This window comes from Faunimonas sp. B44 (genome assembly GCF_052655945.1).
In genome coordinates this window covers 1-25,801 of sequence record NZ_JBQYEX010000010.1, presented here as the reverse complement: position 1 = coordinate 25,801, position 25,801 = coordinate 1, and the positions used below count along the sequence as shown (strand labels likewise).

Genomic DNA, 25,801 nt, shown 5'->3' with positions numbered 1-25,801 from the left:
ATGTCGTGACGCGCGGCCGGCTTCGCCAGTCCGGGCGGCGAAAGTCTTTGCCGGGCCACCGGCGCGCGACTATGTTCGCGCGCATTTTTCGAAGGGGCCGGCGCGCGAACATAGTCGCGCGCGGTTTTCAAAGGGGACCGCATGGCGCGCGACACCGCCGATTCGACCGAGATCGAAAGCCGCGACCAGTTGGTCGCGCACCTCGAATCGGGCTGCAAGCCACGCGAGGCGTGGCGGATCGGCACCGAGCACGAGAAGTTCGGCTTCTATCATGACGGCCACCGGCCGGTTCCCTATGCCGGTCCGAAGGGCGTGCGGGCACTGCTGGAAGGCATGCAGGGGCTCCTCGGCTGGGAGCCGATCATGGACGGCGAGAACATCATCGGCCTCGTCGACCCGGTCGGCGGCGCGGCGATCTCGCTGGAGCCGGGCGGACAGTTCGAGCTATCCGGCGCCCCGCTGCGCTCCATCCACCAGACCTGCCGGGAGGTGCATGCCCATCTCGCGCAGGTCCGCGAGATCGCCGACCCGCTCGGCATTGGCTTCCTCGGCCTCGGCATGAGCCCGAAATGGCGGCGCGAGCAGACACCGGTCATGCCGAAGTCGCGCTACAAGATCATGTCGGACTACATGCCGAAGGTCGGCTCGCTCGGCCTCGACATGATGTTCCGCACCTGCACCGTCCAGGTGAACCTCGATTTCGAGAGCGAGGCCGACATGCGCGACAAGATGCGCATCGGGCTCGCGCTCCAGCCGATCGCGACGGCGCTCTTCGCCAACTCGCCGTTCACGGACGGCAAGCCGAACGGCTTCGTGTCCTACCGGGCGGAGATCTGGCGCGACACCGACGCCGACCGCACCGGCATGCTGCCCTTCGCTTTCGCCGACGGCTTCGGCTTCGAGCGCTACGTCGACTGGGCGCTCGACGTCCCGATCTATCTCGTCGTCCGCGACGGCCGCTACCACGACATGACCTCGGTCACCTTCCGGCAGTTCCTGGATGGGCGGCACCCGGAGGGTCTTCCCGACCCCCGGCCGACGATGGGCGACTGGAAGAACCACCTCTCCAGCCTCTTCCCCGAAGTGCGGCTGAAGACCTATCTCGAAATGCGCGGGGCGGACGGCGGGCCGTGGCGGCGGATCTGCGCCCTGCCGGCCTTCTGGGTCGGCCTCCTCTACGACGACACCTCGCTTTCGGCCGCGCGCGACATGATCGCCGACTGGACCGAGGCGGAGCGCGAAGAGCTGCGTGCCGCGGTGCCGCGGTCGGGGCTCGTCACCCCGTTCCGCCGGACGACGGTGCTGGAGATCGCGCGCGAGGCCGTCCGCCTCGCCCAGGACGGGCTCAGGCGCCGCGCCGTAGCCGGCAACGGCGCCCCCGACGAGACGGGGTATCTCGCGCCGCTGGAGGAGACGCTCGCGCTCGGCCGCACCCCGGCCGAGAGCCTGCTCCGGCAGTACCAGACGCGCTGGGGCCATTCGGTCGAGCCGATCTTCGACGAATACGCCTACTGAGGGGTCCGGGCGCGCCCCGGACGCCGAGCCAATCCGAAACCCCGCAGGCCGGGACGGGCGCACGACCCGCACCGGCAAGGAGCCCACCGTGGCAGGATCCACGCTCGTCCCGGGTGCCGCTTCGCCGGATCGCGGGACCCAGCCTGCGGGCGTCGACTACGCCCTGTTCGCCGCCACGGTGATGCTCTGGGGCACGACCTGGATCGCGCTGAAGCTGCAACTCGGCACCATCGCGCCGCAGGTCTCGCTCGTCTGGCGCTTCCTGATCGCGGCGCCGATCATGCTGATCGTGGCGCGGTCGCTCGGCGCGCCGCTCGCCTTCCCGCTGCGCACGCATCTGCGCTTCGTGCTGCTCGCCGCGCTGATGTTCTCCACGAACTTCATGCTCTTCTACAATGCCGGGACGTTCGTGGTGTCCGGCCTCCTCTCCGTCATCTTCTCGCTCGCCTCGGTCCTCAACATCCTGCTCGCCGCGGTCATCCTGAAGGAGCCGATCCGCGGCCGCGTCGCGGCAGGGGCGTTCCTCGGCGTGACCGGCGCGATCCTGCTCTTCGGGCACGAGGTCGACGCGAGCGCGCTCGGCCTGCAGGCGCTCGTCGGGCTCGGCCTCGGCACGCTCGGCACGCTCTCCTTCTGCCTCGGCAACATGATGTCGGCAGCGACCCAGCGCGACGGCATCCCCGTGCTCTCCAGCACCGCCTGGGGCATGGTCTACGGCGTCGGCATCAACGCGGCGGTCGCGCTCGCGACCGGAGCCTCCTTCGCGATCGATCCTGAGCCCGCCTATCTCCTGTCGCTCGTCTGGCTGGCCATCCCCGGGTCGGTGGGCGCATTCTGGATCTATCTCGCGCTGCTCGGGCGCATGGGCGCCGACCGGGCGGCTTACACCACCGTGCTCTCGCCCGTCCTCGCCCTCCTGATCTCCACCCTCTTCGAGGATTATCGCTGGTCGGCGATGGCGTTCGGCGGCATCGCGCTGGTGGTCGCCGGCAACGTGCTCGTCCTCACCGGCCGCCGCGCCCCTCAGCGCACCCCGGAGCCGGAGCCGGAGCCGGAGGCGAGGATCGATTCGATCGCGCGCTGATAGGCCTCGCCGAGCCGGCGGCTCGATTCGATCGCATTGCCGAAGAGCGCCTGGCCCGCCGCCGCGGAGGCGGCCGCCGGATCGGCGCCCGCGCCCTCGCCCGATTGCGGCGGCGTACCCGCCTTTGAAGCGGCCATGAACGGGTTCGACGGGTCGAGCGCGGCCGCCGTCCCGGCCCGCATCATCTCGCCATAGGCCTTCACGAACGGATTGTCGGCGAACGCGCCGGCGAGCCGCGCGGCGTCCGACCGGCTCTTCTCCGCCTGCTCGTCCTCGTAACGGTCGAGCGGCCCCTTCTCCGCGCGTGGCACCTCCGCGCGTGGCGTCCCGCTCGGTCGCCCGCCCGAGAGGGCCCGCATCTGGTCCAGCATGGCGGAGAGCAGAGGGTTCTCGCGCGCGTTCCGTTCGATCCCGCCGAGCGCGATCGCGGTCAGCGCCGGCATCATCTCCCGCGTCACCGCCTGCGCGAGCCCGGTGGCGGCGCTCATCTGCTCGGCGAGTGCCCTGCGGACGTCCTCGGAGCGGAAGATCCGCTCCATCAGTTCCTGGCTCTCCCGCAGGCCCGCGCCCGCGAACGCGCTCTCCGGCTCCTTGTAGAAGCGCTCTAGGTTCTCCGTCGCGAGCCGGCTCATGAGCTGGAAGAGCGCGGCGGGATCCGCCATCGCGCTCTGCAGCCCGGTCTGGAATGCCGGCGTGAAGGCGGCCACCATGCGGTCCGCATCCGCTTCCGAGAGGCCGTAATGCCGCGCAAGGGTCCGCAGGCCGTCCCCGCCGCCCGCCTTGCTGAGCAGATCGTCGAGCGTCATCGGGCCCTCCTCGTCGGCTTTCCCCGAATGGAGCATGCCGGCTTGCCCGGAGGCAAGGCCGGCCATAGCCTCGCGACGGCGCCAGGAGGATCGCGATGGAGTTTGCCTTCACCCCCGAGGAGATCCTCGTCCGCCGGACCGCGGAGCGCATCGCCGCCGAGCACCTGGCGCCGCTGGCCGCACGGCTCGACCGCGGCGAGGGCCGCGAGGAGATGCTCGCCAACCTTCGGCGCCTCGCGGAAGCGGGCTTCATGGGGCTGAACGTGCGCGCGGAGCATGGCGGCGCGGAAGCCGGCGCGGTCGCCTTCGCGCTTGCCGTGGAGGCGATCGGCGGCGCCTGCGCCGCCACCGGCGTCACCGTTTCCGTCACCAACATGGTGGCCGAGCTGATCCAGGCGGTGGCGAGCGACGACCAGCGCCGCCGTTACTTGCCGAAGCTCTGCGACGGCACCTTCCCCGCCGGATCGTTCTGCCTGACCGAAGCCGAAGCCGGCTCCGACGCCGCGGCGATCCGCACGCGCGCCGTCCGCGACGGCGGCGAATGGGTGCTGGACGGCGCGAAGCTCTACATCTCGTCGGCCGAATATGCCGGCCTCTTCGTCGTCTGGGCCGTCACCGACCCGGCCGCGGCGCGCGGCAGGGGCATCTCCTGCTTCCTCGTCGAGGCTGGAACGCCCGGCCTCTCCATCGGCCCGGCCGAGCGCAAGATGGGCCAGGCCGGCTCGGCCACCAACGAGGTCCGCTTCGAGCGCTGCCGGGTTCCGGGCTCCGCCCTTCTCGGCCGCGAGCACGACGGCTACCGCATCGCCGTCGCCGAGCTCGCCGGCGGGCGGATCGGCGTGGCGGCGCTCGCGCTCGGCATCGCGCGCGCCGCGATGGACGCCGCCAAGGCCTACGTCCGCGAGCGGCGGCAGTTCGGCCAGGCGATCGCCGACATGCAGGGCGTGCAATGGCTGATCGCCGATCGCGAGACGGAGCTCGAGGCCGCCCGCCTGCTGATCCTCTCCGCCGCCCATGCCAAGGATCGCGGCGAGCCCTTCGCCGCGGCCGCCTCCATGGCCAAGCTCTACGCCACCGAGGCCGCGCAGCGCGCGACCTACACCGCGCTGCAGCTTCATGGCGGGGCCGGCTACCTGAAGGACCTGCCGCTCGAGCGCTATGCCCGCGACGCAAGGGTGACGACGCTCTACGAGGGGACGAGCGAGATCCAGCGCATGATCATCGCGCGTGAGGCGCTGCGCCAGCTCGGCTGACCGTCAGCTCGCCAGAACGCGCGTCGCCGGGAAGACGATCTTCACGATCGTGCCCTCGCCCGGCGCGCTGCGGATCGAGAAGCTCGCGCGGTTCGCCTCGACCAGCGCCTTGGTGAGCGGGAGCCCGAGCCCGGTTCCGGATCGGCTGATCGTCGCCGTCGTGAGCTGCCGGAATGGCTCCATCGCCCGCTCCAGCTCGACCTCGCTCATGCCTTCCCCGGTGTCGCGCACCCGGAGCACGGCCTCGCCCTCTTCCGTGACGCTCGTCGAGGCGATCACCTGTCCGCCCGGGCCGGTGAACTTCACCGAGTTGGAGAGCAGGTTCAGCACGATCTGGCGCAGGGTCCGGGCATCGGCCATGACCGGCGGCACCTCCCCCGACAGGCTCGACCTGAGGATCACGTGCGAACGGTTGGCCTGCGGCTGCATGAGCGCGATGCAGTCGCGCAGGAGCTCGTTGATCGGCACCGCCTCGAAGCTCAGTTCCAGCTTGCCCGCCTCGATCTTCGAGATGTCGAGCAGGTCGTTGACGAGGCTGACGACATGCTCCGAGCTCCGGCGGATGTCGCGCAGGTATTCGCGGTACTTCTCGTTCTCGATAGGCCCGAAGCGCTCCTCTATCATCACCTCGGCGAAGCCGATGATCGCGTTGAGCGGCGTGCGGATCTCGTGGCTCACGCGGGCCAGGAACTCGGATTTCTGCGTCGAGGCGGCCTCGGCCTTCTTGCGCGCTGCGACGAGGTCGGCCTCGGCGCGCTTCCACGGTGTGATGTCGCGGAGCACGGCGCAGAACCGCCCCGGCTCGCCGTCCGATAGCCGTCCCATCGTCATGAACAGGGGCAGCGTTGCCGCCCCGACGCGGGCATCCACTTCCCGCCCTGCGTTGAGGAGGCTCGCGACGCCGCCCTTCGCGATGTGCTCGAGATAGTCGAAGGCGACGGCCCGGCCTTCTTCCGTCAGCAGATCGCCGAACGGCCGTCCGGCCGCCTCCGCGCTGGCGAGCCCGAACAGCGCCTCCGCGCTCGCGTTCAGGCTCTCGATGAGCCCGAACCCGTCCAGGATCACCACGCCGTCGGTCGCCGTGTCGAGGATCGCCGCCAGTTCGCGGATCCGCTGGTCGGCGTCGCCAGCGCGCTCCGGCACCGCCTGTGCGAGGGGCGCGGCGATCGGCTCGCCGCCCTCGTCGGCCGAAAACGGCTGGAGATCGACGTCGGCTATGACGTCCCACTCGGCCGATGCGGGGCCGCCCGGACCGGCGTCGCGTCCGTCGACCGTCCGCGGTGCCGCCGCCGGGCGCTCCGTACCCGCGCCGGTGTCGCGCATCCCGTCCTCGTCGGCGCCCGCCATCGAGGGCGCTTCGGCGCCGGGATCGCCGAGCGGCGTATCGACGGGGAAGAGATGCAGCACTCGGCCGGTCGTCCCGCCGCCTTCGCCCTCCTGGCCGTGCGCCTGGTGATCGCCGGGCTGCGCGCCCTCGCGCCGCTCCGGTCCCGGGCCGGTGGCGGCCGTTCCTGCGTCCCCGCCATGCACCCGCTCGGCGAACCGGCTCGCGCCGTCCGCGTCGGACCGGCGGCGCATGGGCACCTCGATGCGCGCCTGCAGCGCCGCCGCGATCTCCTCGAACGCGCTCCGCTCGTGAGCGGACAGCCGCGCGAACTCCGGAAGCCGGTCGATGTCGGCGCGGATCGGCACGACCTTCGCCGGCTGCGACGGCGCCGCCTCTTCGTAGCTCGGCTGCTGCACGGCGGGCGCGACGGGCCCCTCCACGCCGAAGCGCGCCTCGAACGCCGCCGGCATCAGGGCCTCGGCCGGCTTGAGGACCCCGAAGCCGCGATAGCCCTGGAACGACTGGTCGATGCCGAAGACGGGCAGGCCGGTGAGCTCCGCGGGGACGCGGACGCCGCTGCCCTCGACCGGCCACCATACGGTCAGCCCGCTCCACGTGTCGCGCTGCCGGAGCGCACGGGCGATCCGCATCGGCGGATCGAGCCGCAGCCGGTCGGCGGCCTCGCTCCAGCGCTCGCCGACCACCTCGGCGTTCCGGCCGACGAGTTCGGCGAGCCCCGGCGAGACGAACAGGAAGCGGTCGGCCGCATCCGTCTGCCAGAGGAACCGGACGAGCCTGCGCTGCGGCTCCGGCTCCTCCCAGCGCCCGGCGAGCGGATGGAGCCCTTCGCGCCCGCGCAGGCGGGCCGACCATTGGTCCGCACCCTCCATTCCGGGCGGCGCCGGCACCTCCGGCCCTGCCGGCGTCCCGGGGATCTCCGGCCCGGCCGGCGGCGCGTTCGGGATTTCCGGTCCCGGCCCCGGCTCCGGCGCCACATCGGGCTCCGGCTCGTGCGGGACTTCCGGCCCGGGCGGAGGCGCATCGGGGATCTCGGGCTGCGGGCCGGGCTCCGGGACGGAATCTGGCTCGGGCGTGACCGGCGCGGGCGCCGGCTCGGGGACGTCGGGTCCGGGCTCACCGGGTCCTGACGGCGCGTCTTCGAGCGTTTCCGTCGGCGCCGCAGCCGCCGGCCAGCCGTCCGCCGCCGGCGCCTCGCGCAGCTCGTGCAAACGGCTCTCGGCGATGTGGAGCTGAACTGGTCGGCCGCCCAATCGCAGTGTCACCGCCTCGCGGTCGAGCCCACCGGGATCCGCCGCGGGCTGGCGATCGCCGCCGCCTTCGCCGCCGGGCTCGAGCAGCAGGGCCTCGAAGCCCGAGCCCGAGAAGAACCTGACGAGCGCCGACTCGCCGTGTTCCTTCCGCGCCGCCGCGCCCAGCGCCTCGATCAGGAGCGCCGAATCGCCGACCGGCGTGCGGACCCTCCACGCCCGGCAGAGGAGCGGGACCGCCCGCCCGGGAAGATGAAGCCTCGCCAGGGTCCCTGCCTCGCCGGCGATGCGCGCCACGCTTTCCACATCCCGCCGGAGCGGATGGTTGACGGGAAAGCGCCGCCCTGCGAGGTCTGCGAACTGCGCGGCGCCGAGTTCGGCGCCGCCGGCGGGATTGGCCCACAGCACCCTCTGGCCCTCCATGGACCAGAGCCACGTCGGAACGGCCGAGAGGAGCCGCTCGGAAAGCTCCGGCATTCCGCTGAAGGCGAGCGCGGAATCGCGCCAGTGCATCATGGATCGCGCCTCGGATCCGGTTCCCTGAGTGGTTAATGGAACGTTACGCGAGAGACGGGGCTCAGGCCAGTGCGGAAGCCGCTTTCCGTGCTGCTTTCGGCCGCACTGGTTAACGTCGTGGGCGCCGATCCTGCCGCAGGGCACAATTTATGTTGCACTGCACAAAACGCCGCCCTATATGCATCGGGTAGGCGTCGGGACGAGCATCCCGCACGCCCCCCGACCACACAGGAGAACTTGCCATGGCCGATCCCGTGCCGACCACCAAGACGGGCCGCAGCGCCAAGGCCGTCCTGCAGGAAGCCGGCGAACAGGCTGCAGCGGCGGTGAACGCGGCCGCCGACACCGCAGCGCCGGCAGCCGAAACCGCCGCTAAGGCCGCGCCGAGTGCGGCCGCGGAGAGCTTCCAGGCCGCCGCCTTCGACCTGCCCGAGATGTTCAGGTCGCTGACCGACCGCAACATCAGCCAGACGCGCGACTTCTATGCACGCGTGAAGACCGCCACCGAAGACGCCACGACGGCGCTCGGAGACACCTTCGAGACCACGCGCAACGGCGTGCTCGAGCTGAACATGAAGGCGCTCGATGCGGCCAAGGCGAACGCCGACGCCAGCTTCGAGCTCGCCCGCCAGCTCCTCGCCGTGAACTCGGTCGCCGACGCGATGCAGATCCAGAGCACCTTCCTGCGCGAGCGCATGGAGTTCCTGGTCGGCTACGCCAAGGACGTCCAGGGCACCTGGACCAAGGTCGCCCAGGAAGCCGCCGAGCCGGCGAAGTCGGTGGTCAGCAAGACCGTCGGAGAGTTCCGCCAGGTCGCGTGAGCGATCGGCGAAGCGGGTCGCGGGGTCCGGTTCATCCGGGCCCCTTTTTTTGTTGCGAGGGCACCGCGAACCGCGTCTTGCGTTGTTCGGCAAGGACGCGCAAACCGGCTCCCGTGATGGCGGTGATCTGAAATGTATTCAGAAGTGAGCAACGGGGTTCGGGTCACGGTGGACCCGAAATATCTCGAGGACGAATCCGACCCGGGGGAGCGGCGCTTCTTCTGGTCCTACACGGTCGCCATCGAGAACCACGGCGACAGCGCCGTGCAGATCGTCGCCCGCCATTGGGTGATCACCGACCAGGACGGCCGGCGGCAGGATGTCCGCGGCACGGGCATCGTCGGCGAGCAGCCGGTCATCGAGCCCGGCGAGCGCTTCACCTACACCAGCGGCTGCCCGCTCCAGACCCCGTCCGGCATAATGGTCGGCTCCTATCAGGCACGCGGGCCCGACGGCGAGACGATCAGCATCGCGATTCCCGCCTTCTCGCTCGACCTGCCGGACGCCCGCCCGATCCTGAACTGAGGCTTCAGCCCTTCGGCAGGAACTGCTTCGGGTCGAAGGCATAGTGCAGGCCGCAGAACTCGCAGCGGACGTCGATCTGCCCGTCGACCGTCAATTCCTCGATCTCCTCCGGCGAGAACTGGCCGAGCACCTGCTCGATCCGCTCGCGCGAGCACGAGCAGCGGTCCTGCAGCTCGATCGGCTCGAAGACGCGCACGCCGCGCTCGTGGAACAGCCGGTAGAGCAGCCGCTCGGCCGCGATGTCCGGGTCGGTCAGCTCGTGGTCCTCCACAGTGTCGAGGAGCGCCGCCGCCTCGCGCCAGGCGTCGTCGTCCTCCTCCTCGTGGAATTCCGCCTCCGCGCCCTCCGGCGCGTCGCCGCCGGGCAGGTCGCGGATCGGCAGGCGGTCCTGCGAGTCCGGCAGGAACTGCCCGATGATGCCGCCCGCCCGCCAGCTCTGGCGCGCCGCACCCGCCGGGTCGCGCTCGAACATCTCCGCCACCGCCAGCCGGATCCGCGTCGGGATCTGCTCCGATTGCCGGAAATAGGTGTGCGCCGCCTCCTCCAGGCTGTCCGCCTCGAGCGGCACGTAGCCCTGGTAGCGCTGCTGCGTCCGGCCCTGCTCGATGGTCATGGCGAGCGTGCCGCGGCCGAGCAGGTTCGCAGCGTTCGCCCGCCCGTCCGATTCCGCCGCGCTCACCGCCGCCGCGTCGAAGGTCGCCGTCGCCCGGATCTCGCCCGGCGTCCTGACGTCGACCACGATCATCGACACCGGCCCGTCGGTCTGCGTCTGCAGGATGAAGCGGCCGACATCCTTGAGCGACGTCGCGAGCAGCGAGGCGAGCACCGCCGCCTCGCCGACGAGAACCTTCACCGGGCGCGGAAAGTCGTGCCGGCTCAGGATCGCGTCGATCGAAGGCCCGAGCGTGACGACCCGCCCGCGCACGTCGAGCCCCTCGACCTGGAACGGCAGGGCGCGATCGTCGGTCTCCCTGTGCCCGGTCGCCTCCGCCATCAGGCCGACGCTCCGAGGCACCAGGCGAGGATGCCCTTCTGCGCGTGCAGGCGGTTCTCGGCCTCGTCGAACACCACCGATTGCGGCCCGTCGAAGATTTCGGCCGTCACCTCCTCGCCGCGATGGGCGGGCAGGCAGTGCATGAAGATGGCGTCCCTGCCGGCACGCTCCATCAGGCGCCGGTTGACCTGGTAGGGCTGCAGGAGGTTGTGCCGGCGCTCGGCCTCGTCGTCGCCCATCGACACCCAGGTGTCGGTCACCACGCAATCGGCATCGGCGACGGCCGCTTCGGGATCGAAGCCGAACCGGACGTCCGCGCCGGAGCGCGCCGCCCATTCGATCAGCTCCGCCTCCGGCGCGAGCTCCGGCGGCGTCGCCACGTCGAAGCGGAAGCCGAAATGCGGCGCCGCGTGGACCCAGGAGGCGAGCACGTTGTTGGAATCGCCCGACCAGGCGATCTTGCGGCCCTTCACCGGCCCGCGATGCTCCTCGAACGTCATCAGGTCGGCCATGATCTGGCAGGGATGCGACTTCTGCGTCAGCCCGTTGATGACCGGAACGGTGGCGTTGGCGGCGAGTTCCAGCAGGGCCTCGTGGTCGAGGATGCGGATCATGATCGCGTCGACGTAGCGCGACAGCACGCGCGCCGTGTCGCCGATCGTCTCGCCGCGGCCGAGCTGCATCTCCTCGCCGGTGAGCACGATCGTCTCGCCGCCGAGCTGGCGCATGGCGACGTCGAACGAGACGCGGGTCCGCGTCGACGGCCGCTCGAAGATCATGGCGAGCGTCCGCCCGGCGAACGGCCCGCGCGTCGCGCCGTCCGGGTCCGCCTTCATCCGGCGGCTGTCGTCGAGGATCGCGCGGAGCGTCGCCGATTGCATCTCGCAGAGGTCGAGGAAGTGCCGCGGCTGCCGCAGCCGCGCATCGTGCGCGGTCATTCCGCCGCCTCCCGCTTGGCGAGCCGGCCGAGCGCGCGGTCGAGGCGGACGACCGCCTCCGTGACCTCCGCCTCGCCGACGGTGAGCGCCGGCAGGAGCCGCACCACGTTGTCGCCGGCGGCCACCAGGAGCAGCCCCTCCTCGCGCGCCGCGGCGGCGACCTCGGCGTTCGGCGCCCGGCACTTGATGCCGAGCATCAGGCCCTCGCCGCGGATCTCCTCGACCACCCCGCCATGCGCGTCGACCAGGCCGGCGAGCTTCTGCTTCAGCAGGAGGCCGGTCTGCCGCACGCGTTCGAGGAACCCGTCCTCCAGCACGACGTCGAGCACGGCGTTGCCGACCGCCATGGCGAGCAGGTTGCCGCCGAACGTCGTGCCGTGGGTGCCGGCCGACATGCCGGCCGCCGCCGCCTCCGTGGCGAGGCAGGCGCCGAGCGGGAAGCCGCCGCCGATCCCCTTGGCGATCGCCATCACGTCGGGCGTGATCCCCGCCCATTCATGCGCGAAGAGCCGGCCGGTGCGGCCGATCCCGGTCTGGATCTCGTCGAGCACGAGGAGCAGGCCGTGCTCGTCGCAGAGCGCGCGCAGGAAGCGCAATTCCTCCGGCGGGAAGGCGCGAATGCCGCCCTCGCCCTGGATCGGCTCGATCAGGATGCCCGCCGTCTCCGGCCCGATCGCCGCCTCGACCGCCTCGCGGTCGCCGAACGGCACCTGGTCGAAGCCCGGCACCGGCGGCCCGAAGCCCTCGAGGTACTTCTTCTGCCCGCCGGCGGCGATCGCCGCGAGCGTGCGCCCGTGGAACGCGCCCTCGAACGTCACCAGCCGGTAGCGCTCCGGCCGGCCGTTCACGTAGTGGAAGCGCCGCGTCGTCTTGATCGCGCATTCGATCGCCTCGGCGCCGGAATTGGCGAAGAACACCCGGTCGGCGAAGGTCGCGGCCGCGAGCCGCTCGGCGAGGCGCCGCTGGCCTTCGATCTCGAAGATGTTGGAGACGTGCCAGAGCTTCTCGGCCTGCGCCTTCAGCGCCGCGACGAGGTGCGGATGGGCGTGGCCGAGGCTGTTCACGGCGATGCCGCCCATGAAGTCGAGATAGCGTCGCCCGTCGGTCGCCACCAGCCAGGAGCCCTCGCCGCGATCGAAGGAGAGATCGGCGCGGGCATAGGTGGAATAGAGAGCGGACTCCGGAACGGCCTCTTTGGACATTGCACTGCCTGCTGGAAATCAAAAAGCCGCCCGCGGGCGGCTCCCAAGACGGCGCGAATGTATCATGCGCGCCGCGGAATGTGCAAATACCGCACATCGCCGGCTCAGCTTCTCCCGATCTGGCCGCGGCTGCGGCGAACCCGCCGCTGGCCTCGCGCCCGCGAACAGGATAGAGCCGGCGCGACGCGAACTGCGCCGGGAAGAGATGCTCCGCCCCCTCTACGAATGGACCATGCGGCTTGCCGAGAGCCGCAATGCGAGCACCGCGCTCGGCACCGTCTCCTTCATCGAGAGCTCGGTCTTCCCGATCCCGCCCGACGCGCTGCTGGTGCCGATGGTGCTCGCCAACCGCGCCCGCGCCTGGCGCTACGCCTTCGTCTGCACCGTCACCTCGGTGCTGGGCGGCCTCGCCGGCTATCTCATCGGCGCGCTCCTCTTCGAGCTGGTCGCCCAGCCGATCCTCGCCCTCTACGGCTATGCCGACAGGTTCCAGCAGTTCGCCGACGCCTACAATCGCTGGGGCGCCTGGGCCGTGCTCTTCGCCGGCGTCACGCCGTTCCCGTTCAAGGTCATCACCATCGCCTCCGGCGCGACGCAGCTGTCGCTCCCGATCTTCATCGTGGCGAGCCTCGTCGCGCGCGGCATCCGGTTCTATGCGGTCGCCGGCCTCCTCTATCTCTACGGACCGCCGATCCGCCGCTTCATCGAGGAGCGCCTCGGCCTCGTCTTCACCCTGTCGCTGGTGCTTCTCATCGGCGGCTTCGTGCTCGTGAAGTTCGTGGCCTGACGCGCCACCGCCCCCATATCCTGCCCATGCCTTCGACGTCTTCGCCCATGCCCACCTCCGCAGCGCGCGCCGCCCGCCCGGCGAACCTCGCGCTCCTCCTCGTCCTCGTCTCCGCCGCGACCATCCTCGGCGCGCTCGGCTTCGAGTATATCGGCGGCTACGCGCCCTGCGCGCTCTGCCTGGAGCAGCGCTGGCCCTATTATCTCGGCGTGCCGGTCGCGCTCGCCGCCCTCGCCGCGACGCGGCTCCGCTGGCCGCGCGCGCTCGCCGCCCTCCTCTTCGCGCTCTTCGCCGGCCTGATGCTCTATGGGCTCGGCCTCGCGGTCTATCATTCCGGCGTCGAATGGGGCCTGTGGGCGGGGCCGGCGGGCTGCGCACCGGCCGGCGGCGCGCCGGGCAGCGCCGGCGCGATGCTGCAGAGCCTGCAGGCGGGCATGCGCGGCCCGAGCTGCACCGAGGCGGTCTGGCGCTTCCTCGGCCTCTCGTTTGCGGGATGGAACGTGATCGTCTCCGCCGCGCTCGCCCTCGGCGCGCTTCTCGCGATCCGCGGCCTCTACGGCTCGAGCTCGACGTCCCAGTAGAGATAGTCGAACCAGCTCTCGTGGAGATAGTTGGGCGGGAACAGCCGGCCGTTATTGTGCAAATCGTGGACGCTCGGCTCGTAGGGCATCTGCATCGGGAAGAGGCCGGCGTCCCGGCACGATTTGTTGCCCTTCCTGAGGTTGCAGGGCGAGCAGGCGGTGATGACGTTGCCCCAGGTCGTCTGCCCGCCGCGCGAGCGCGGCACGAGGTGGTCGAAGGTGAGGTCGTCGGGCGAGCCGCAATACTGGCACTGGAAGCGGTCGCGCAGGAAGACGTTGAAGCGGGTGAAGGCGGGGTTGCGGCTCGGCTTGATGTAGTGGCGGAGCGAGACGACGCTCGGCAGGCGCATCTCGAAGCGCGGACTTCGCACCAGGAAATCGTATTCGGAGACGATGTTCACGCGGTCGAGGAACACGGCCTTGATGGCGTCCTGCCAGGACCAGAGCGAGAGCGGGTAATAGCTGAGAGGCCGGTAGTCGGCGTTCAGCACCAGAGCCGGATGCGCATCGGGCGATACGTGTATCGTCATGCCGCGTGTCGTTTCACCGAAGGCTGATTCCACTTCGATCGACGGCCATAGTCTACAGCGCCTGTGTCATCCTTGTGAAGCAGGGGGTTGCGGGGCCTCCACCGCCGGTCGGCTCCGCTGCGGAGGCTGGAGGGTTCCAGCGGTGCTCCTCGCTCTCCGGCCGCCCCGGATCACCGCACCAGCAGGATCGGAACCCTGCAGCTGCGGAGCATCTCCAGGCTGGTGGAGCCGACGAAGAGGGCGCGCAGGCGGCTGTGCCCGGACGCGCCCATGACCAGGTGCCCGAACGGCCCGTCCTCGACGAGCCTGCCGAGCGCTTCGTCCGGCGGCCCGGGAAGGATCGCGCTCTCCGCCTCGATCCCCGCGCCGGCGAGCACCGCCTGCGCGTCAGCCAAACCCTTTTGCACGGCTTCCGTGGCAGTTCCGGCGGTGACCACCTTCACGCTCAGATTCCTGTAGAGGGGGCTCTCCGCGACGTATTTGAGCGCCCGCATGGCGCTCGCGCTGCCGTCATAAGCGACGAGCACCCGCTCGATCGGGCGGAAGGCCCGCGATGCAACGAAGAGGGGCTTGCTCACGGCGCGCATGACGCGTTCGAGGTTGGAGCCCAAATGGCCCTTGGCGAAGTCCGCCGCCTCCCCGCGCTTGCCGATGAGGAGCAGCTCGGCCTCTGCCTCCTTCTCGGCGATCGCTTCCAGGAGATCGCCGTGGCGCAGATGGATGGAGGCAGCGACCCCGGCCTTGTCGAGGATGGCTTTGGCGTCATCCAGGATGGCGCGGCCCCGCTGCACGGCGAGCTTGGCGCGCCGTTCGTCGAGCGCCGTGAGTTCCTGGAGGAGCGCACTCCGCGCGCCGAGGGCGATCGAGCCTGAAAGGTCGTCGCCGCTGGCCGTCTCGCGGCGGCCGAGCACATGCATGAGCTCGACGGCGAGCCCGGTGCGGCTGGCGATCCAGGCGGCGTGGTTGCAGACGCTCTCCGAATAGATGGAGCCGTCGATGAGGGCGATCATCTTGCGCGTCATGAGACCCACTCTCCTAATGTGCCATGAGCTTGTCCATCGCGCCGGGCTTGTCGTGGATTGCAAGCCGGTCGACGATGGTCTCCGAGGCCTCGTCCATCCCGACGATCTCGACCTCCGAGCCGTCGCGGCGAAACTTGAGGACCGCCATGTCGAGGGCCGCGACCGACGAGATGTCCCAGATGTGCGCCTTGTTGACGTCGATCACGACGCGCTCGAGGGCTTCCTTGAAATCGAACGCCTTCATGAAGTCTTCGGCGGAGGCGAAGAAGAGCTGCCCCTCGACGTGATAGGTCCGCACGCGCCCGTCTCCCGAGAGCGTCGAGTGGACGCGGAAGAGCTGGGCGATCTTGGCGGCGAAGAAGATGCCGGAGAGCAGGACGCCGACGAGCACGCCGATCGCCAGGTTGTGCGTCATGACCACGGCCGCGACGGTGGCGAGCATGACGACGGAGGAGGATTTGGGGTGCGTCCGCAGCTGCTTGATGGACGACCATGAGAACGTCCCGATGGAGACCATGATCATGATGGCCACGAGCGCGGCCATCGGGATCTGCGCGACGAGGTCGCCGAGCGCCACCACTATGAAGAGGAGGAAGACGCCGGCTGCGAAGCAGGAAAGGCGCCCGCGCCCGCCCGACTTGATGTTGATGATCGACTGGCCGATCATCGCGCAGCCGGCCATGCCGCCGATGAAGCCGGTCGCGGTGTTCGCCAGGCCCTGGCCGATGCATTCCTGGTTCCGGTTCGACGGCGTATCGGTGAGGTCATCGACGATCTGCCCCGTCATCAGGCTTTCGAGCAGCCCGACCACCGCGACCGCGGCGGCATAGGGCAGGATGATCGTCAGCGTCTCGAGCGTGAGCGGCACGCCGGGGATGAGGAACATCGGGAGCGTGTCGGGCAGAGCCCCCATGTCCCCCACCGTGCGGACGTCCCAGCCGAAGACGATCGCCAGCACCGTCAGCACGACGATGGTGACGAGTGGCGAAGGAACGGCCTTGGTGAGCAGCGGGAACAGGTAGATGATCGCGAGGCCGCCGGCGACCAGGGGGTAGGTCAGCCAGGGCACGCCCACGAGCTCCGGAATCTGAGCGATGAAGATCAGGATGGCGAGGGCGTTCACGAAGCCCGTCATCACCGATCGCGAGACGAAGCGCATGAGCCGCCCGAGGCGGGCGACCCCCGCGGCGATCTGGAGGAGGCCCGCCAGCACGGTGGTTGCGAGCAGGTACTCCAGGCCGTGGTCGCGCACGAGAGTGACCATCAGCACCGCGGTTGCGGCCGTCGCGGCGGAGATCATGCCGGGGCGGCCGCCGGCGATGGCGGTTATCACGGCGATCGAGAAGGATGCGTAGAGGCCGACCTTCGGGTCGACCCCGGCGATGATGGAGAAGGCGATGGCTTCGGGTATGAGCGCCAGGGCAACGACGATGCCCGAAAGCAGGTCGCCGCGGATGTTGCCCAGCCACTGGCTGCGGTAGGCGTCGAAACTGATCATGGGGTCCTGGCGGGCGGCGCGGGTCGTCCCCGCGCGCCGGCTGTCGTCTCACAGGGTGTGAGGATTGTCCGGCGGATCGGCGGCCGGAAGAGCCACCCGCATTGCGGGATCCGAACTGAAGCCGCACGGATAGCTTCGCGGCAGCCGAATGCAAGGCGAAAAGGCGCCTGCAGGTCAGCCCTGCTTGCACCGGGCAGCTTCGTTCGCCCGGGCCGGACCTGTCGCCGCCGGAGCGGGACCCGGCAAGGTCGTCGGTCCGGAGCGCATCCGCAGGCGGCGCTCCGGATCCGTCGCGCCCGCGGAGGGCGGCCGGGGCGGCCGGCTCAGGCGGACGGGGGCGTGGCGCGCTTGAGGGCCTCCCACGCCTTCTGGTTGGCCTGGTCGAAGGCCTTGCGCGATTCTGCGAGGGCCGCACTCATCGCCGCCCAGGATTCGCTGCCGGCCTGCTTCAGCGTCCGGAGCCGGGCCTCCGCCTCCGCCGCGTCCGCCTTCATCTGCTTGACGGCGGCGTCCACGTCGGCGCGCTTCGCAGCCGCGAGCTTGGCGGCTTCGCCGTTGAACGTCTCGGCTGCTTCGCGCCAGGCCTTCACCTGCGCTGCGGCGATCTCCTGGAACGTCGCCTGCTGCTGTCCGATCTGCTTCCCGACCGTCTCGAAATAGGCCTTCACCCGGGCTTCGAAGTCGCGCCACTGCGCTTCCAGCTGCCCCTTGCCGGCCAGCAGCGCCGATCCGCCCGCTTCGGCCAGCGCCCTGGCCTGCGCCTGGAACCCATCGCGCTGCTTCGTCAGTTCGGCGACCGCCTCCTCGGTCATGGCCTGGGACTCGGCCTTGACCTCCGCCGCCTTGCCTTCGAGCGCGGCGAGCGTGGCGTCCATCTCGTCGATCCGCTCCTTCGTCCAGTTCAGATAGTCGTGCATGCTGCTTTGCTCCGGCATGAAAGCCTCCGGCTCGCGTGGACTGTGAATGGTCCGCAAGGCGGCGGGCGCCATGTCGGATCCCGTGTGGCCGGGGGCCGGGCCTCGCCGGCCGGCCCGCCGGATCTCGTCGGCTGCCTCAGGCGGCGAGCGCTTCCTTCGCGAGCGCCCACGCCTGCTTCAGCTTGGCGGAACGGGCCTCGTAGTCGGCCCGGATGGCGGCGATGTTCCGCCTGATCTTCTCCTTGGCATCCGCGTGCGCCTCGACGAGCTGCTTTTCGAGCGCAGCCACCTTGGCGTTCACCTCCGCCTTCAAGGCTTCCAGTCTGGCCTCGAGTCTCTCTTCGGCCGCTTCGAGATCGCTCTCCGCCTGGTCCAGCTTCGCCTTGATCGCGGCTCTCGCCTCCTCGCGCGCCTCGGCATATTCGGCTCTCAGCTGTTCGAGATCGGCCCTGAGTGCGGTCACCTCCTTGGCGACTTGCTCGTCCTCGAAGTCCGCGCGCCAGGTCCGCAGCACGGTGCCGCCCAGGGCTTCCATCCGCGCATCCAGCGGCGTCGTCCAGTTCTCCACGAGCTCGGCGACGATTGCGGTCTTGCCTGCGCCGAGCTCCTCGGAAACCTGCACCACGAAGTCCTCGCCGACGCCGTAATTGACGATGTCGACCACGCTTCCCATCAGCGTCCCGCCGGCCGCGCCGGCGAGCACGCCGACCGGTCCGCCGATCACGCCGAGAAGGCCGCCGACGAGGGCGCCGACGGCGGTTCCGAGCGGGCCGGCATCGGCTTCCGCCTTGATCGATGAATGGCCTGCCGCGTCCTTCGCGATGACCGCCATGCCGTAGAGCGTCACGCTGCCTTCGGCATGGAGTTCGGTCAGCACGCGCGTGCCCTCGTAGGCCTGCGCCTCACCAGGAAACACGATGACCACGAACTTGCTCATTGCTGCGCATCCCGTGAGGAGCGGTCGAATGGTCCACGGTCCGCGGGCGCCCGAGCATCATGCCGGCGCCGGCCCTCGTCCTTCGAGGCTCCTCACGGACCTCGAGGGCGCCGCCGATTTCCGGACCGGGACGGATCCAGAATGCCGCTCGAGCGTGAACTCACCTTGACATGGATCAACCCCCGGTCACCTTTCGCGCCGGGCCCCCGCCCCGCCCCCGCCGACCGCGCTCCGGCGGCGCCCCCGAGCCCCCGCACCGCCCGCCTTTCCGCGCCACATCCACGACCGGTTCGGCATCGGGCGCCACGCCTATCGTCATGCCGCGTGCCGTTTCACCGAAGCCCGACCCCACTCGGCCGACGCCATAGTCGATAACGCCCGTGTCATCCTTGAGAAGTTGGGGGGGCGAACCGCCGCTCTATGAGTGCAGACGGCTTCCAATCCGAGCCTGAGCCGCCGATACGCGAGCCCAACTGACGAATTCTGGGGATATTTCTCCGTAGAATCCCCGCTTTTGCGGTTTGCGGCGACCGAGCTGGGAATGTTCACCTTTCCTTCTCATTCGCAATCGGGTAAGTTGAAGGTGCTGACTTGGCCCTTATTCTCGCTTGGCCCGTAACGGGTGCAGGTCCGAGAGGCGGGGACCATCGCGGGGCGATGAGCTTCGCGGTGCAGGTCGATGCCTCGCCGTCTATAGGCGTCGGGGCTTCGCTTGAAGGACGCCCGCACGCCCCGGCTGACATGTGCGAGACTGGTGTTCCGTCTATGGCGGCCTGTCGAACAGTCTCCGAACTTAAATGTCCGCCAGGGCGGGGAGCCGCGCAAGGACTTGACGCGCCCAAAAAGCTGCTAAGCTGGAAGGGGGAGTTACCATGCGCGTCCGCGGAGTTTTCTCGGTGTCGGTTACTCTGGCGACAAGCCTGAGAACGGCAGCCGTTTTGTCACTGGCCCTTATTCTCGCTTGGCCCGTAACGGGTGCAGGTCCGAGAGGCGGGGACCATCGCGGGGCGATGAGCTTCGCGGTGCAGGTCGATGCCTCGCCGTCTATCGGCGTCGGGGCTTCGCTTGAAGGACACACCTGGCCGGGGGATAACTTTGTCGGCAGGCCCCAGAGCTAGGTCCAAGGGAACGACGCTCTGCAAGCGTGTTCGCTCGATGCCCGTGTTGTTGGCCGCGTGGCATGCCATTCGGCGGAATGCTGAGACATCGCAGCAGAAGACAACGAAGCTGAATGCACGCAAGTTCGGTGAGAACTTGCCATCCAACCTTAGCAAGCTTCAGCGTCGGCTCCGCGATGGCTACCACTTTGACAAAGCTTACGGTGCAACCCCACCCAAGGGCGGTGGCAAGCCGGGAAAGAGGCCGATCGTCGTCGCGCCTTTGGAGGATCGGATTGTCCAACGTGCGATCCTCGACGTTCTTCAAGACGCTACAGAAATCTCTGCCGTCCAGAGTGTCCTGAAAACGCCCACGTCGGTCGGCGGCATCCGTGGCCGCGGCGTGGACCATGCGATAAAGTTATTCGATGAGCGCGTTAAGGCGGGCGACCGATATGTCGCCGGGTCTGACATTTCGGGGTTCTTCACGAAAATTTCGCGGCCCGATGTGATCGATTTTTTGACACGAGGATCCGTCGAGCCCGAATTCGTTCAGCTTGTCGATTGTGCGCTCACCGTCGAACTTTCAAATGCAGACAAGCTGAGCGAGGATGATCGCAAGCTCTTCCCGACTGGGAAGGACGGCGTGGCGCAGGGCTGCCCCCTTTCGGCACTCGCCGGCAATATCGTCCTCGAGCGTTTCGATCGGCAGATGAATGCGCGAGGCATAACCTGCATCCGCTATATCGATGATTTTATAGTAATGGGGAAATCAAGATCGGCTGTTGGGAAAGCGTTAGAGGGGGCGAAACGCCATTTGTCCGAATTAGGAATGGATATATATGATCCTTGCAAATCACCTACAAAAGCGTTCATAGGAACTGTTGACGATGGATGGGTGTTTTTAGGTTACAAACTACTACCTGGCATCTACCCGCCTGCTGATGCAGCCAACCTTAGGCTAGTGAAGCAAGTCAATGACTTAATTTCTGTGGGCAAACACTCGATTGCAAAGGCCGCAAAAGACCGAAAGTTAACCGGGCAGGATCGCTGTTATGCTCAGACCCTTGTTGCGATCGACCATGTAGTTCGTGGTTGGCGACGATCATTCCGCATTTCCAAGTGCCCCGACGTGTTCGAACGGCTGGATCGAGAAATAGACCGTCGCTTAGCGGATTTCAGAGACTTCTATTCTCAGACGACTGCGAAGTGCAGCGCTCCCCAGAAGCGCAGAGCCTTGGGTGTGCATCTCCTGTCCGATTGATAAAGGCCACTATCATCACAGGCGGATTCTTTAAGTTGGCTCACATCAAACTCCGACACACCCCCTCACCCCGGCAGCACGCGCCGCAAAAAATCCCCGCCGAACTCCAGTCCGTCGGGGCCGATGCCGTGCGGCACGCCGGCGGAGATGTGCCATTGCACCGGGATGTCGGCCGCGGCGAGCGCCTGGGCGGCGGTGAAGACGGCGCCGACGGGGACGAGGTCGTCGCGGTCGCCGTGGACGAGGAAGACCGGCGGCCGGCTGATGCCGTCCGCCTTCAGCGCGCGCGGGTCGGCGAGCAGCCCCGAATAGCCGAGGATGCCGGCGAGCGGGCGCCGCCGCTGCGGGCCGACATGGAGCGCCATCATCGTGCCCTGGCTGAAGCCGACCAGCGCGACCGCCTCCTCCGAGAGCCCGTGCCGGGCGAGCTCGGCGACGAGGAAGGCGTCGAGCCCGGGCTGCGCGGCCGCGACGCCGCGGGCATATTCGCGCGGGTCGCGCATGGTGAGCGGGAACCATTGCCGGCCCATCGGCGCGCCGGCGCAGGCGTCCGGCGCGTCGGGCGCGACGAAGGCGGTGTGCGGCATGAGCCCCGCCCATTCCCGGCCGATCGCGATCAGGTCGCGGCCGTCGGCGCCGTAGCCGTGCAGGAAGATCACGAGGCTGCGGGGCCGCCCGCCGGAAGCGGGCGCGATGCGGGGTCCGTCGAGCATGGCGGCTAGCTAAGGCAGGTCGGGCGCGGCGCGCAACCGGGTCTCGCGCCGCACCCGGTAATAGGACCAGAAGAGCCGCGCCGCGACCCCGCGCCAGGGCGACCACGCCTCCGCGATCGCCCGCAGCGCCTTCTCGTTCGGCCGCGCCTCGAGCGCGAAGGCGTCGCCGACCGCGGCCTGCAGCGCGAGGTCGCCGGCCGGGAAGACGTCCGGGTGCCCGAGGCAGAAGAGCAGGTAGATCTCCGCCGTCCAGCGCCCGATGCCGGGATGGACGACCATCGCCGCCACCGCCTCCTCCGGCGGCATGAGGCCGAGCGCCTCGACGTCGAAGCCGTCCGCGCAGGCGCCGGCGAAGGCTGTCAGCGTGCGGATCTTCGGCCGCGACAGCCCCGCCGCCTTCAGCGTCTCCGCCTCCGCGGCGAGGAAGGCGTCCGGCGTGAACGGGTCGACCGCCGCCCGGAGCCTGCCCCAGATCGCGTCGGCGGCGGCGTTCGAGATCTGCTGCGAGGTGATGATGGCGGCGAGCCCCTCGAAGCCGCCGGCATTCCGCCGGAGCGGCACCTCGCCCGCCGCCGCGAGCACGGGCGCGAGCCGCGGGTCTGCCGCCGTCAGCGCCTCAAGCCCCGCCTCGATGTCCGCCGCTTCCCCGATCGTCCGCATCGCTTGCCACGCCTGCCGTTTCAGGATTCCTTAGCAACCGGCCGGGAACATAGCGCCGCCCGGAGCGGGGCGGAAACGGGGGATTTCGAATGGAGACGGCGATCCGGCTTGCGCTGGAGAACTTCACGCTGACGGTGCTGATCCTCGGCGCGCTCGCGGCCCTCGTCGCGCTCGCGGCCGAGCACCGGCCGCGCCATTCCAGCCAGCCGGCGGAGGCCTTCCTCGCCTTCTATCTGCTCTTCTCGATCGCCATCGCCTTCTTCTACAATTTCGTCATGCACGTCTTCTTCGGCGCGATGACGGCCCGCTTCATCGGCTGGGAGGACAGCCCGTTCCAGGCCGAGGTCGGCTTCGCGAGCCTCGGCTTCGCGGTCGTCGGGCTCCTCGCCTTCCACGGCAGCCGGGGCATGCGCCTCGCGGCGATCCTCGGGCCCGCCTTCTTCCTGTGGGGTGCGGCCGGCGGCCATGTCTACCAGATGGTGACGGCCGGCAATTTCGCGCCCGGCAATGCGGGCGTCATCTTCTGGACCGACATCTTCGGCCCGATCATCGGCCTCGCGCTCTATGTCTGGCGCTATGGCTGGAGCCGCCCGGCCGAGACCGGCCGCTCCCCCGCCGCGTGACGCGCGTCCCGCCTCACGCCGCCTCGATGTCGGAGCGCGCGCGCCCGAAGCGCTTCTCGATGTAGTCCTCGACGATCTGCTTGAACTCGGCCGCGATCGTCGTTCCGCGCAGCGTCATCGCCTTCCTGCCGTCGATGAAGACCGGCGCCGCCGGCGTCTCGCCCGTGCCCGGCAGCGAGATGCCGATGTCGGCGTGCTTCGATTCCCCCGGCCCGTTCACGATGCAGCCCATCACCGCGACCTGCAGCGCCTCCACGCCCGGATAGGTCTCGCGCCACACCGGCATGCGTTCCGCGATGTTGTCCTGGATCTCCTTGGCGAGCTCCTGGAAGAGCGTCGAGGTCGTCCGCCCGCAGCCCGGGCAGGCCGCCACCACCGGCACGAAGGCGCGGAAGCCCATGGTCTGCAGGAGCTCCTGCGCGACCTTCACCTCCAGCGTCCGGTCGCCGCCCGGCTCCGGCGTCAGCGAGACGCGGATCGTGTCGCCGATCCCGTCCTGGAGCAGGATGCCCATCGCCGCCGACGAGGCGACGATGCCCTTCGAGCCCATGCCGGCCTCCGTCAGGCCGAGATGGAGCGCGTGGTCGGTGCGCGCCGCGAGCATCCGGTAGACGGCGATCAGCTCCTGCACCTGGCTGACCTTGGCGGAGAGGATGATGCGGTTGCGGGCAAGCCCGATCTCCTCCGCCTGCTCGGCGGAGATGAGCGCCGAGCGCACCATCGCCTCGCGCGTCACCGCGGCTGCCGTGAGCGGCGCGGCCGACGCCGCGTTCTCGTCCATCAGCCGCGTCAGCAGCGCCTGGTCGAGCGAGCCCCAGTTCACCCCGATCCGGACCGTCTTGCCGTGCGAGATCGCCGTCTCCACGATCGCCGCGAACTGCCGGTCGCGCTTCTCGCGGAAGCCGACATTGCCGGGATTGATGCGGTACTTCTCGAGCGCCTCGGCGCAGGCCGGATGGTCGGCCAGCAGCTTGTGGCCGATAAAGTGGAAGTCGCCGACGAGCGGCACGGTGACGCCCATCCGGTCGAGCCGCTCGCGGATGTGCGGCACGGCCGCCGCCGCCTCGTCGCGGTCGACCGTGATGCGCACGATCTCGGAGCCGGCGCGGGCGAGCGCGGCGACCTGGGCGACCGTCCTCTCCACGTCCGCCGTGTCGGTGTTCGTCATCGACTGCACGACGACCGGGGCGCCGCCGCCGACTGTGACGCCGCCGACGTCGACCGCGACGGTGCTGCGACGCGGGCTCGGCCCGGCATGGATGGCGTGCGCGTGCATCGGATCCCCGTTCATTACGGCTTGAGGTGGCGAAGGCGGCGCCCGAAGTCAACGCGGCCCGCGCCGGTCGGCCCGATGGCCTTCCCTGCTGCGCTGCAATAGATATGCGCTCTTCGAGACGAGGAGAAGACGGCGATGCTTTCCGACAAGACCGCGATCGTGACCGGGTCGACCTCCGGCATCGGGCTGGCCATCGCCGAGGCGCTGGCCGGCGCGGGCGCGAACGTCGTGCTCAATTCCTTCACCGACCGCCCGGAGGACCATGCGATGGCGGAGCGGGTCGCGGGCGCGCACGGCGTGAAGGCGGTCTACGTCGCGGCCGACATGGCCGATCCCGCGGCCTGCGTCCGCCTGGTGGAGGCGGCGGCCGACGCCTTCGGCCCCGTCCAGATCCTCGTCAACAATGCCGGCATCCAGCACGTCGCCAGGATCGAGGACTTCCCGCCGGAGCGCTGGGACGCGATCCTCGCCGTCAACCTCTCCTCCGCCTTCCACACGATCCGCGCCGCGGTGCCGGCCATGCGCGCGGCCGGCTGGGGCCGCATCGTCAACATCGCCTCGGCGCACGGGCTCACCGCCTCGCCCTACAAGTCCGCCTACGTCGCCGCCAAGCACGGCCTGATCGGGCTGACCCGCACCGTCGCGCTCGAGCTCGCCGAGGCCGGCACCACCTGCAACGCCATCTGCCCGGGCTATGTGCGCACGCCGCTCGTGGAGGGCCAGGTCGAGGACCAGATGAAGGCGCACGGCCTCGGCCGCGACGAGGTGATCCGCAACGTCATGCTCGCCCGCCAGCCCACCAAGGAATTCGTCGAGGTCTCCGCCATCGGCGCCCTCGCCGTCTTCCTTTGCTCCGACGCCGCCGCCCAGATCACCGGCACCCCCCTCCCCGTCGACGGCGGCTGGACCGCCCTCTGAGCTCACCCGCGCCCCTATCCCTGTCATCGCCGCGCATCGACCGGCGATCCAAGCAGCACCGCCCCCGCCCCACTCTCTGTCGTCATCGCCGGACTTGATCCGGCGATCCGGCTGCGCCTCCCCCGCGGCACGGCCGCACTGGATGCCCGGGTCGAACCCGGGCATGACGACAGAACGAGAGGAGCCGCAGCGGGTCAGCAGCACCGCCCCCGCCCCACCCCCTGTCGTCATCGCCGGACTTGATCCGGCGATCCAAGCAGCGCCATCCCCGCGGCACCGCCTGCTGGATGCCCGGGTCAAGCCCGGGCAGGACGACAGCGCGAGAGGAAACGCAGGGGGTCGACCGCACCACCCCCGCCCCACACTCTGTCGTCATCGCCGGACTTGATCCGGCGATCCACGAGCGGCGCCCCCTGCGGCGAGGCCGCGCTGGATGCCCGGGTCAAGCCCGGGCATGACGACAGAGCGAGAGGAAACGCGGACCATCCGCCGCGTCCGCACCACGCGAAACGGCACGGCGCCCCAACCTCCCCCTCGCGGGGAGGTCGAAAGCGGCGGAGCCGCTTTCGGGAGGGGGGCGGTGCACCGCCGCCGCCCCCGTGGCTGCGATGGAGCCTGGACCTATCCCGGGAAACAGCAGCCGCGTCAGCGCTCGTTTCGCATGGCATCGAGCGCCCGTCTCTTGGCGCGGTCCAGCCCCCCTCCCGAAATTCCGGGCGCCTCCGGCTT

Annotated in this window: 23 protein-coding genes and 1 other annotated feature; of the genes, 10 read left to right on the top strand and 13 right to left on the bottom strand. The window is 69.7% G+C overall.

All coding sequences use genetic code 11. The annotated features are described in order from the left end of the window. Positions 1-141: 141 nt before the first annotated feature. The gene (locus ACUN0C_RS15630; protein ID WP_445467323.1) at positions 142-1,515 is read left to right on the top strand and encodes a glutamate--cysteine ligase; all 1,374 of its coding nucleotides are present in this window, start codon (positions 142-144) and stop codon (positions 1,513-1,515) included. 88 nt (positions 1,516-1,603) lie between these two features. After that, the gene (locus ACUN0C_RS15625) at positions 1,604-2,599 is read left to right on the top strand and encodes a DMT family transporter (protein WP_445467322.1); all 996 of its coding nucleotides are present in this window, start codon (positions 1,604-1,606) and stop codon (positions 2,597-2,599) included. Here the strand turns inward: ACUN0C_RS15625 and ACUN0C_RS15620 are convergent. Continuing rightward, complete coding sequence (locus tag ACUN0C_RS15620; protein ID WP_445467321.1) at positions 2,539-3,405, bottom strand: DUF937 domain-containing protein; 867 nt, start codon at positions 3,403-3,405, stop codon at positions 2,539-2,541. The genes ACUN0C_RS15625 and ACUN0C_RS15620 overlap by 61 nt on opposite strands. A gap of 95 nt (positions 3,406-3,500) precedes the next feature. Between ACUN0C_RS15620 and ACUN0C_RS15615 the strand changes: the two genes are divergently transcribed. Further along, positions 3,501-4,658 (top strand): acyl-CoA dehydrogenase family protein, encoded by a 1,158-nt coding sequence (locus ACUN0C_RS15615; protein ID WP_445467320.1) that lies wholly within the window; start codon positions 3,501-3,503, stop codon positions 4,656-4,658. A gap of 3 nt (positions 4,659-4,661) precedes the next feature. Here ACUN0C_RS15615 and ACUN0C_RS15610 read toward each other — a convergent pair whose 3' ends face one another. Further along, positions 4,662-7,766, bottom strand: a complete 3,105-nt coding sequence (locus ACUN0C_RS15610) for an ATP-binding protein (protein ID WP_445467319.1) — start codon at positions 7,764-7,766, stop codon at positions 4,662-4,664. Between the two features lie 245 nt (positions 7,767-8,011). Between ACUN0C_RS15610 and ACUN0C_RS15605 the strand changes: the two genes are divergently transcribed. Together ACUN0C_RS15605 and apaG are read left to right on the top strand one after the other, a co-directional pair. Next, the gene (locus ACUN0C_RS15605; protein ID WP_445467318.1) at positions 8,012-8,590 is read left to right on the top strand and encodes a phasin family protein; all 579 of its coding nucleotides are present in this window, start codon (positions 8,012-8,014) and stop codon (positions 8,588-8,590) included. 132 nt (positions 8,591-8,722) lie between these two features. Then, complete coding sequence (gene apaG, locus ACUN0C_RS15600) at positions 8,723-9,115, top strand: Co2+/Mg2+ efflux protein ApaG (protein ID WP_445467317.1); 393 nt, start codon at positions 8,723-8,725, stop codon at positions 9,113-9,115. A gap of 4 nt (positions 9,116-9,119) precedes the next feature. Here the strand turns inward: apaG and ACUN0C_RS15595 are convergent, their stop codons facing one another. From ACUN0C_RS15595 to ACUN0C_RS15585, 3 genes are read right to left on the bottom strand one after another with little or no spacing between them, the layout of a single operon-like run. Beyond that, positions 9,120-10,109 (bottom strand): Hsp33 family molecular chaperone, encoded by a 990-nt coding sequence (locus ACUN0C_RS15595; protein ID WP_445467316.1) that lies wholly within the window; start codon positions 10,107-10,109, stop codon positions 9,120-9,122. Beyond that, positions 10,109-11,047, bottom strand: coding sequence for an ornithine carbamoyltransferase (argF, locus tag ACUN0C_RS15590; protein WP_445467315.1), 939 nt, complete (start codon positions 11,045-11,047; stop codon positions 10,109-10,111). Before argF ends, ACUN0C_RS15595 begins: the two co-directional genes overlap by 1 nt. Continuing rightward, complete coding sequence (locus ACUN0C_RS15585) at positions 11,044-12,249, bottom strand: aspartate aminotransferase family protein (RefSeq protein ID WP_445467314.1); 1,206 nt, start codon at positions 12,247-12,249, stop codon at positions 11,044-11,046. The genes argF and ACUN0C_RS15585 overlap by 4 nt, the downstream gene beginning before the upstream one ends. A gap of 205 nt (positions 12,250-12,454) precedes the next feature. Between ACUN0C_RS15585 and ACUN0C_RS15580 the strand changes: the two genes are divergently transcribed. Both ACUN0C_RS15580 and ACUN0C_RS15575 read left to right on the top strand, forming a co-directional pair. Further along, on the top strand, positions 12,455-13,036 hold the full coding sequence (locus ACUN0C_RS15580; RefSeq protein ID WP_445467313.1) for a YqaA family protein: 582 nt from the start codon (positions 12,455-12,457) through the stop codon (positions 13,034-13,036). Positions 13,037-13,083: 47 nt separating this feature from the next. Beyond that, entirely contained in the window at positions 13,084-13,617 is a 534-nt protein-coding gene (locus tag ACUN0C_RS15575; RefSeq protein ID WP_445467312.1) for a disulfide bond formation protein B, read from the top strand. Here ACUN0C_RS15575 and ACUN0C_RS15570 read toward each other — a convergent pair. The 5 genes from ACUN0C_RS15570 to ACUN0C_RS15550 all read right to left on the bottom strand — a co-directional run bounded on the left by ACUN0C_RS15570 (position 13,590) and on the right by ACUN0C_RS15550 (position 18,521). Further along, positions 13,590-14,147 carry an HNH endonuclease gene (locus tag ACUN0C_RS15570; RefSeq protein WP_445467311.1) on the bottom strand — a complete coding sequence of 186 codons (558 nt, stop codon included), beginning with the start codon at positions 14,145-14,147 and terminating at the stop codon, positions 13,590-13,592. The genes ACUN0C_RS15575 and ACUN0C_RS15570 overlap by 28 nt on opposite strands. A gap of 170 nt (positions 14,148-14,317) precedes the next feature. Continuing rightward, positions 14,318-15,169: a universal stress protein gene (locus tag ACUN0C_RS15565; protein ID WP_445467310.1), complete on the bottom strand. Its 852-nt coding sequence runs from the start codon at positions 15,167-15,169 to the stop codon at positions 14,318-14,320. A 13-nt stretch (positions 15,170-15,182) separates the two neighbouring features. Next, on the bottom strand, positions 15,183-16,667 hold the full coding sequence (locus ACUN0C_RS15560) for a SulP family inorganic anion transporter (protein WP_445467309.1): 1,485 nt from the start codon (positions 16,665-16,667) through the stop codon (positions 15,183-15,185). Positions 16,668-16,729: 62 nt separating this feature from the next. Further along, positions 16,730-16,782, bottom strand: a sequence feature (sul1 is cis-regulatory element that is thought to sense ions involved in sulfur or methionine metabolism; They are found in Alphaproteobacteria). A 208-nt stretch (positions 16,783-16,990) separates the two neighbouring features. Then, entirely contained in the window at positions 16,991-17,602 is a 612-nt protein-coding gene (locus ACUN0C_RS15555; RefSeq protein WP_445467308.1) for a hypothetical protein, read from the bottom strand. A gap of 118 nt (positions 17,603-17,720) precedes the next feature. After that, positions 17,721-18,521, bottom strand: a complete 801-nt coding sequence (locus ACUN0C_RS15550) for a DUF1269 domain-containing protein (protein WP_445467307.1) — start codon at positions 18,519-18,521, stop codon at positions 17,721-17,723. Positions 18,522-19,676: 1,155 nt separating this feature from the next. Between ACUN0C_RS15550 and ACUN0C_RS15545 the strand changes: the two genes are divergently transcribed. After that, positions 19,677-20,882, top strand: coding sequence for a reverse transcriptase domain-containing protein (locus ACUN0C_RS15545; RefSeq protein WP_445467306.1), 1,206 nt, complete (start codon positions 19,677-19,679; stop codon positions 20,880-20,882). A gap of 65 nt (positions 20,883-20,947) precedes the next feature. Here ACUN0C_RS15545 and ACUN0C_RS15540 read toward each other — a convergent pair whose 3' ends face one another. Both ACUN0C_RS15540 and ACUN0C_RS15535 read right to left on the bottom strand, forming a co-directional pair. After that, entirely contained in the window at positions 20,948-21,595 is a 648-nt protein-coding gene (locus ACUN0C_RS15540) for an alpha/beta hydrolase (protein WP_445467305.1), read from the bottom strand. 9 nt (positions 21,596-21,604) lie between these two features. Then, entirely contained in the window at positions 21,605-22,255 is a 651-nt protein-coding gene (locus tag ACUN0C_RS15535) for a DNA-3-methyladenine glycosylase family protein (protein WP_445467304.1), read from the bottom strand. Between the two features lie 89 nt (positions 22,256-22,344). Between ACUN0C_RS15535 and ACUN0C_RS15530 the strand changes: the two genes are divergently transcribed. Beyond that, positions 22,345-22,878: a DUF6790 family protein gene (locus tag ACUN0C_RS15530; protein WP_445467303.1), complete on the top strand. Its 534-nt coding sequence runs from the start codon at positions 22,345-22,347 to the stop codon at positions 22,876-22,878. Between the two features lie 13 nt (positions 22,879-22,891). Here the strand turns inward: ACUN0C_RS15530 and ispG are convergent, their stop codons facing one another. After that, entirely contained in the window at positions 22,892-24,169 is a 1,278-nt protein-coding gene (gene ispG / locus ACUN0C_RS15525) for a flavodoxin-dependent (E)-4-hydroxy-3-methylbut-2-enyl-diphosphate synthase (protein ID WP_445467302.1), read from the bottom strand. Between the two features lie 120 nt (positions 24,170-24,289). On the opposite strand from ispG, the gene ACUN0C_RS15520 reads away from it, so the two are divergent. After that, complete coding sequence (locus ACUN0C_RS15520) at positions 24,290-25,072, top strand: 3-hydroxybutyrate dehydrogenase (protein ID WP_445467301.1); 783 nt, start codon at positions 24,290-24,292, stop codon at positions 25,070-25,072. Positions 25,073-25,801: the final 729 nt, after the last annotated feature.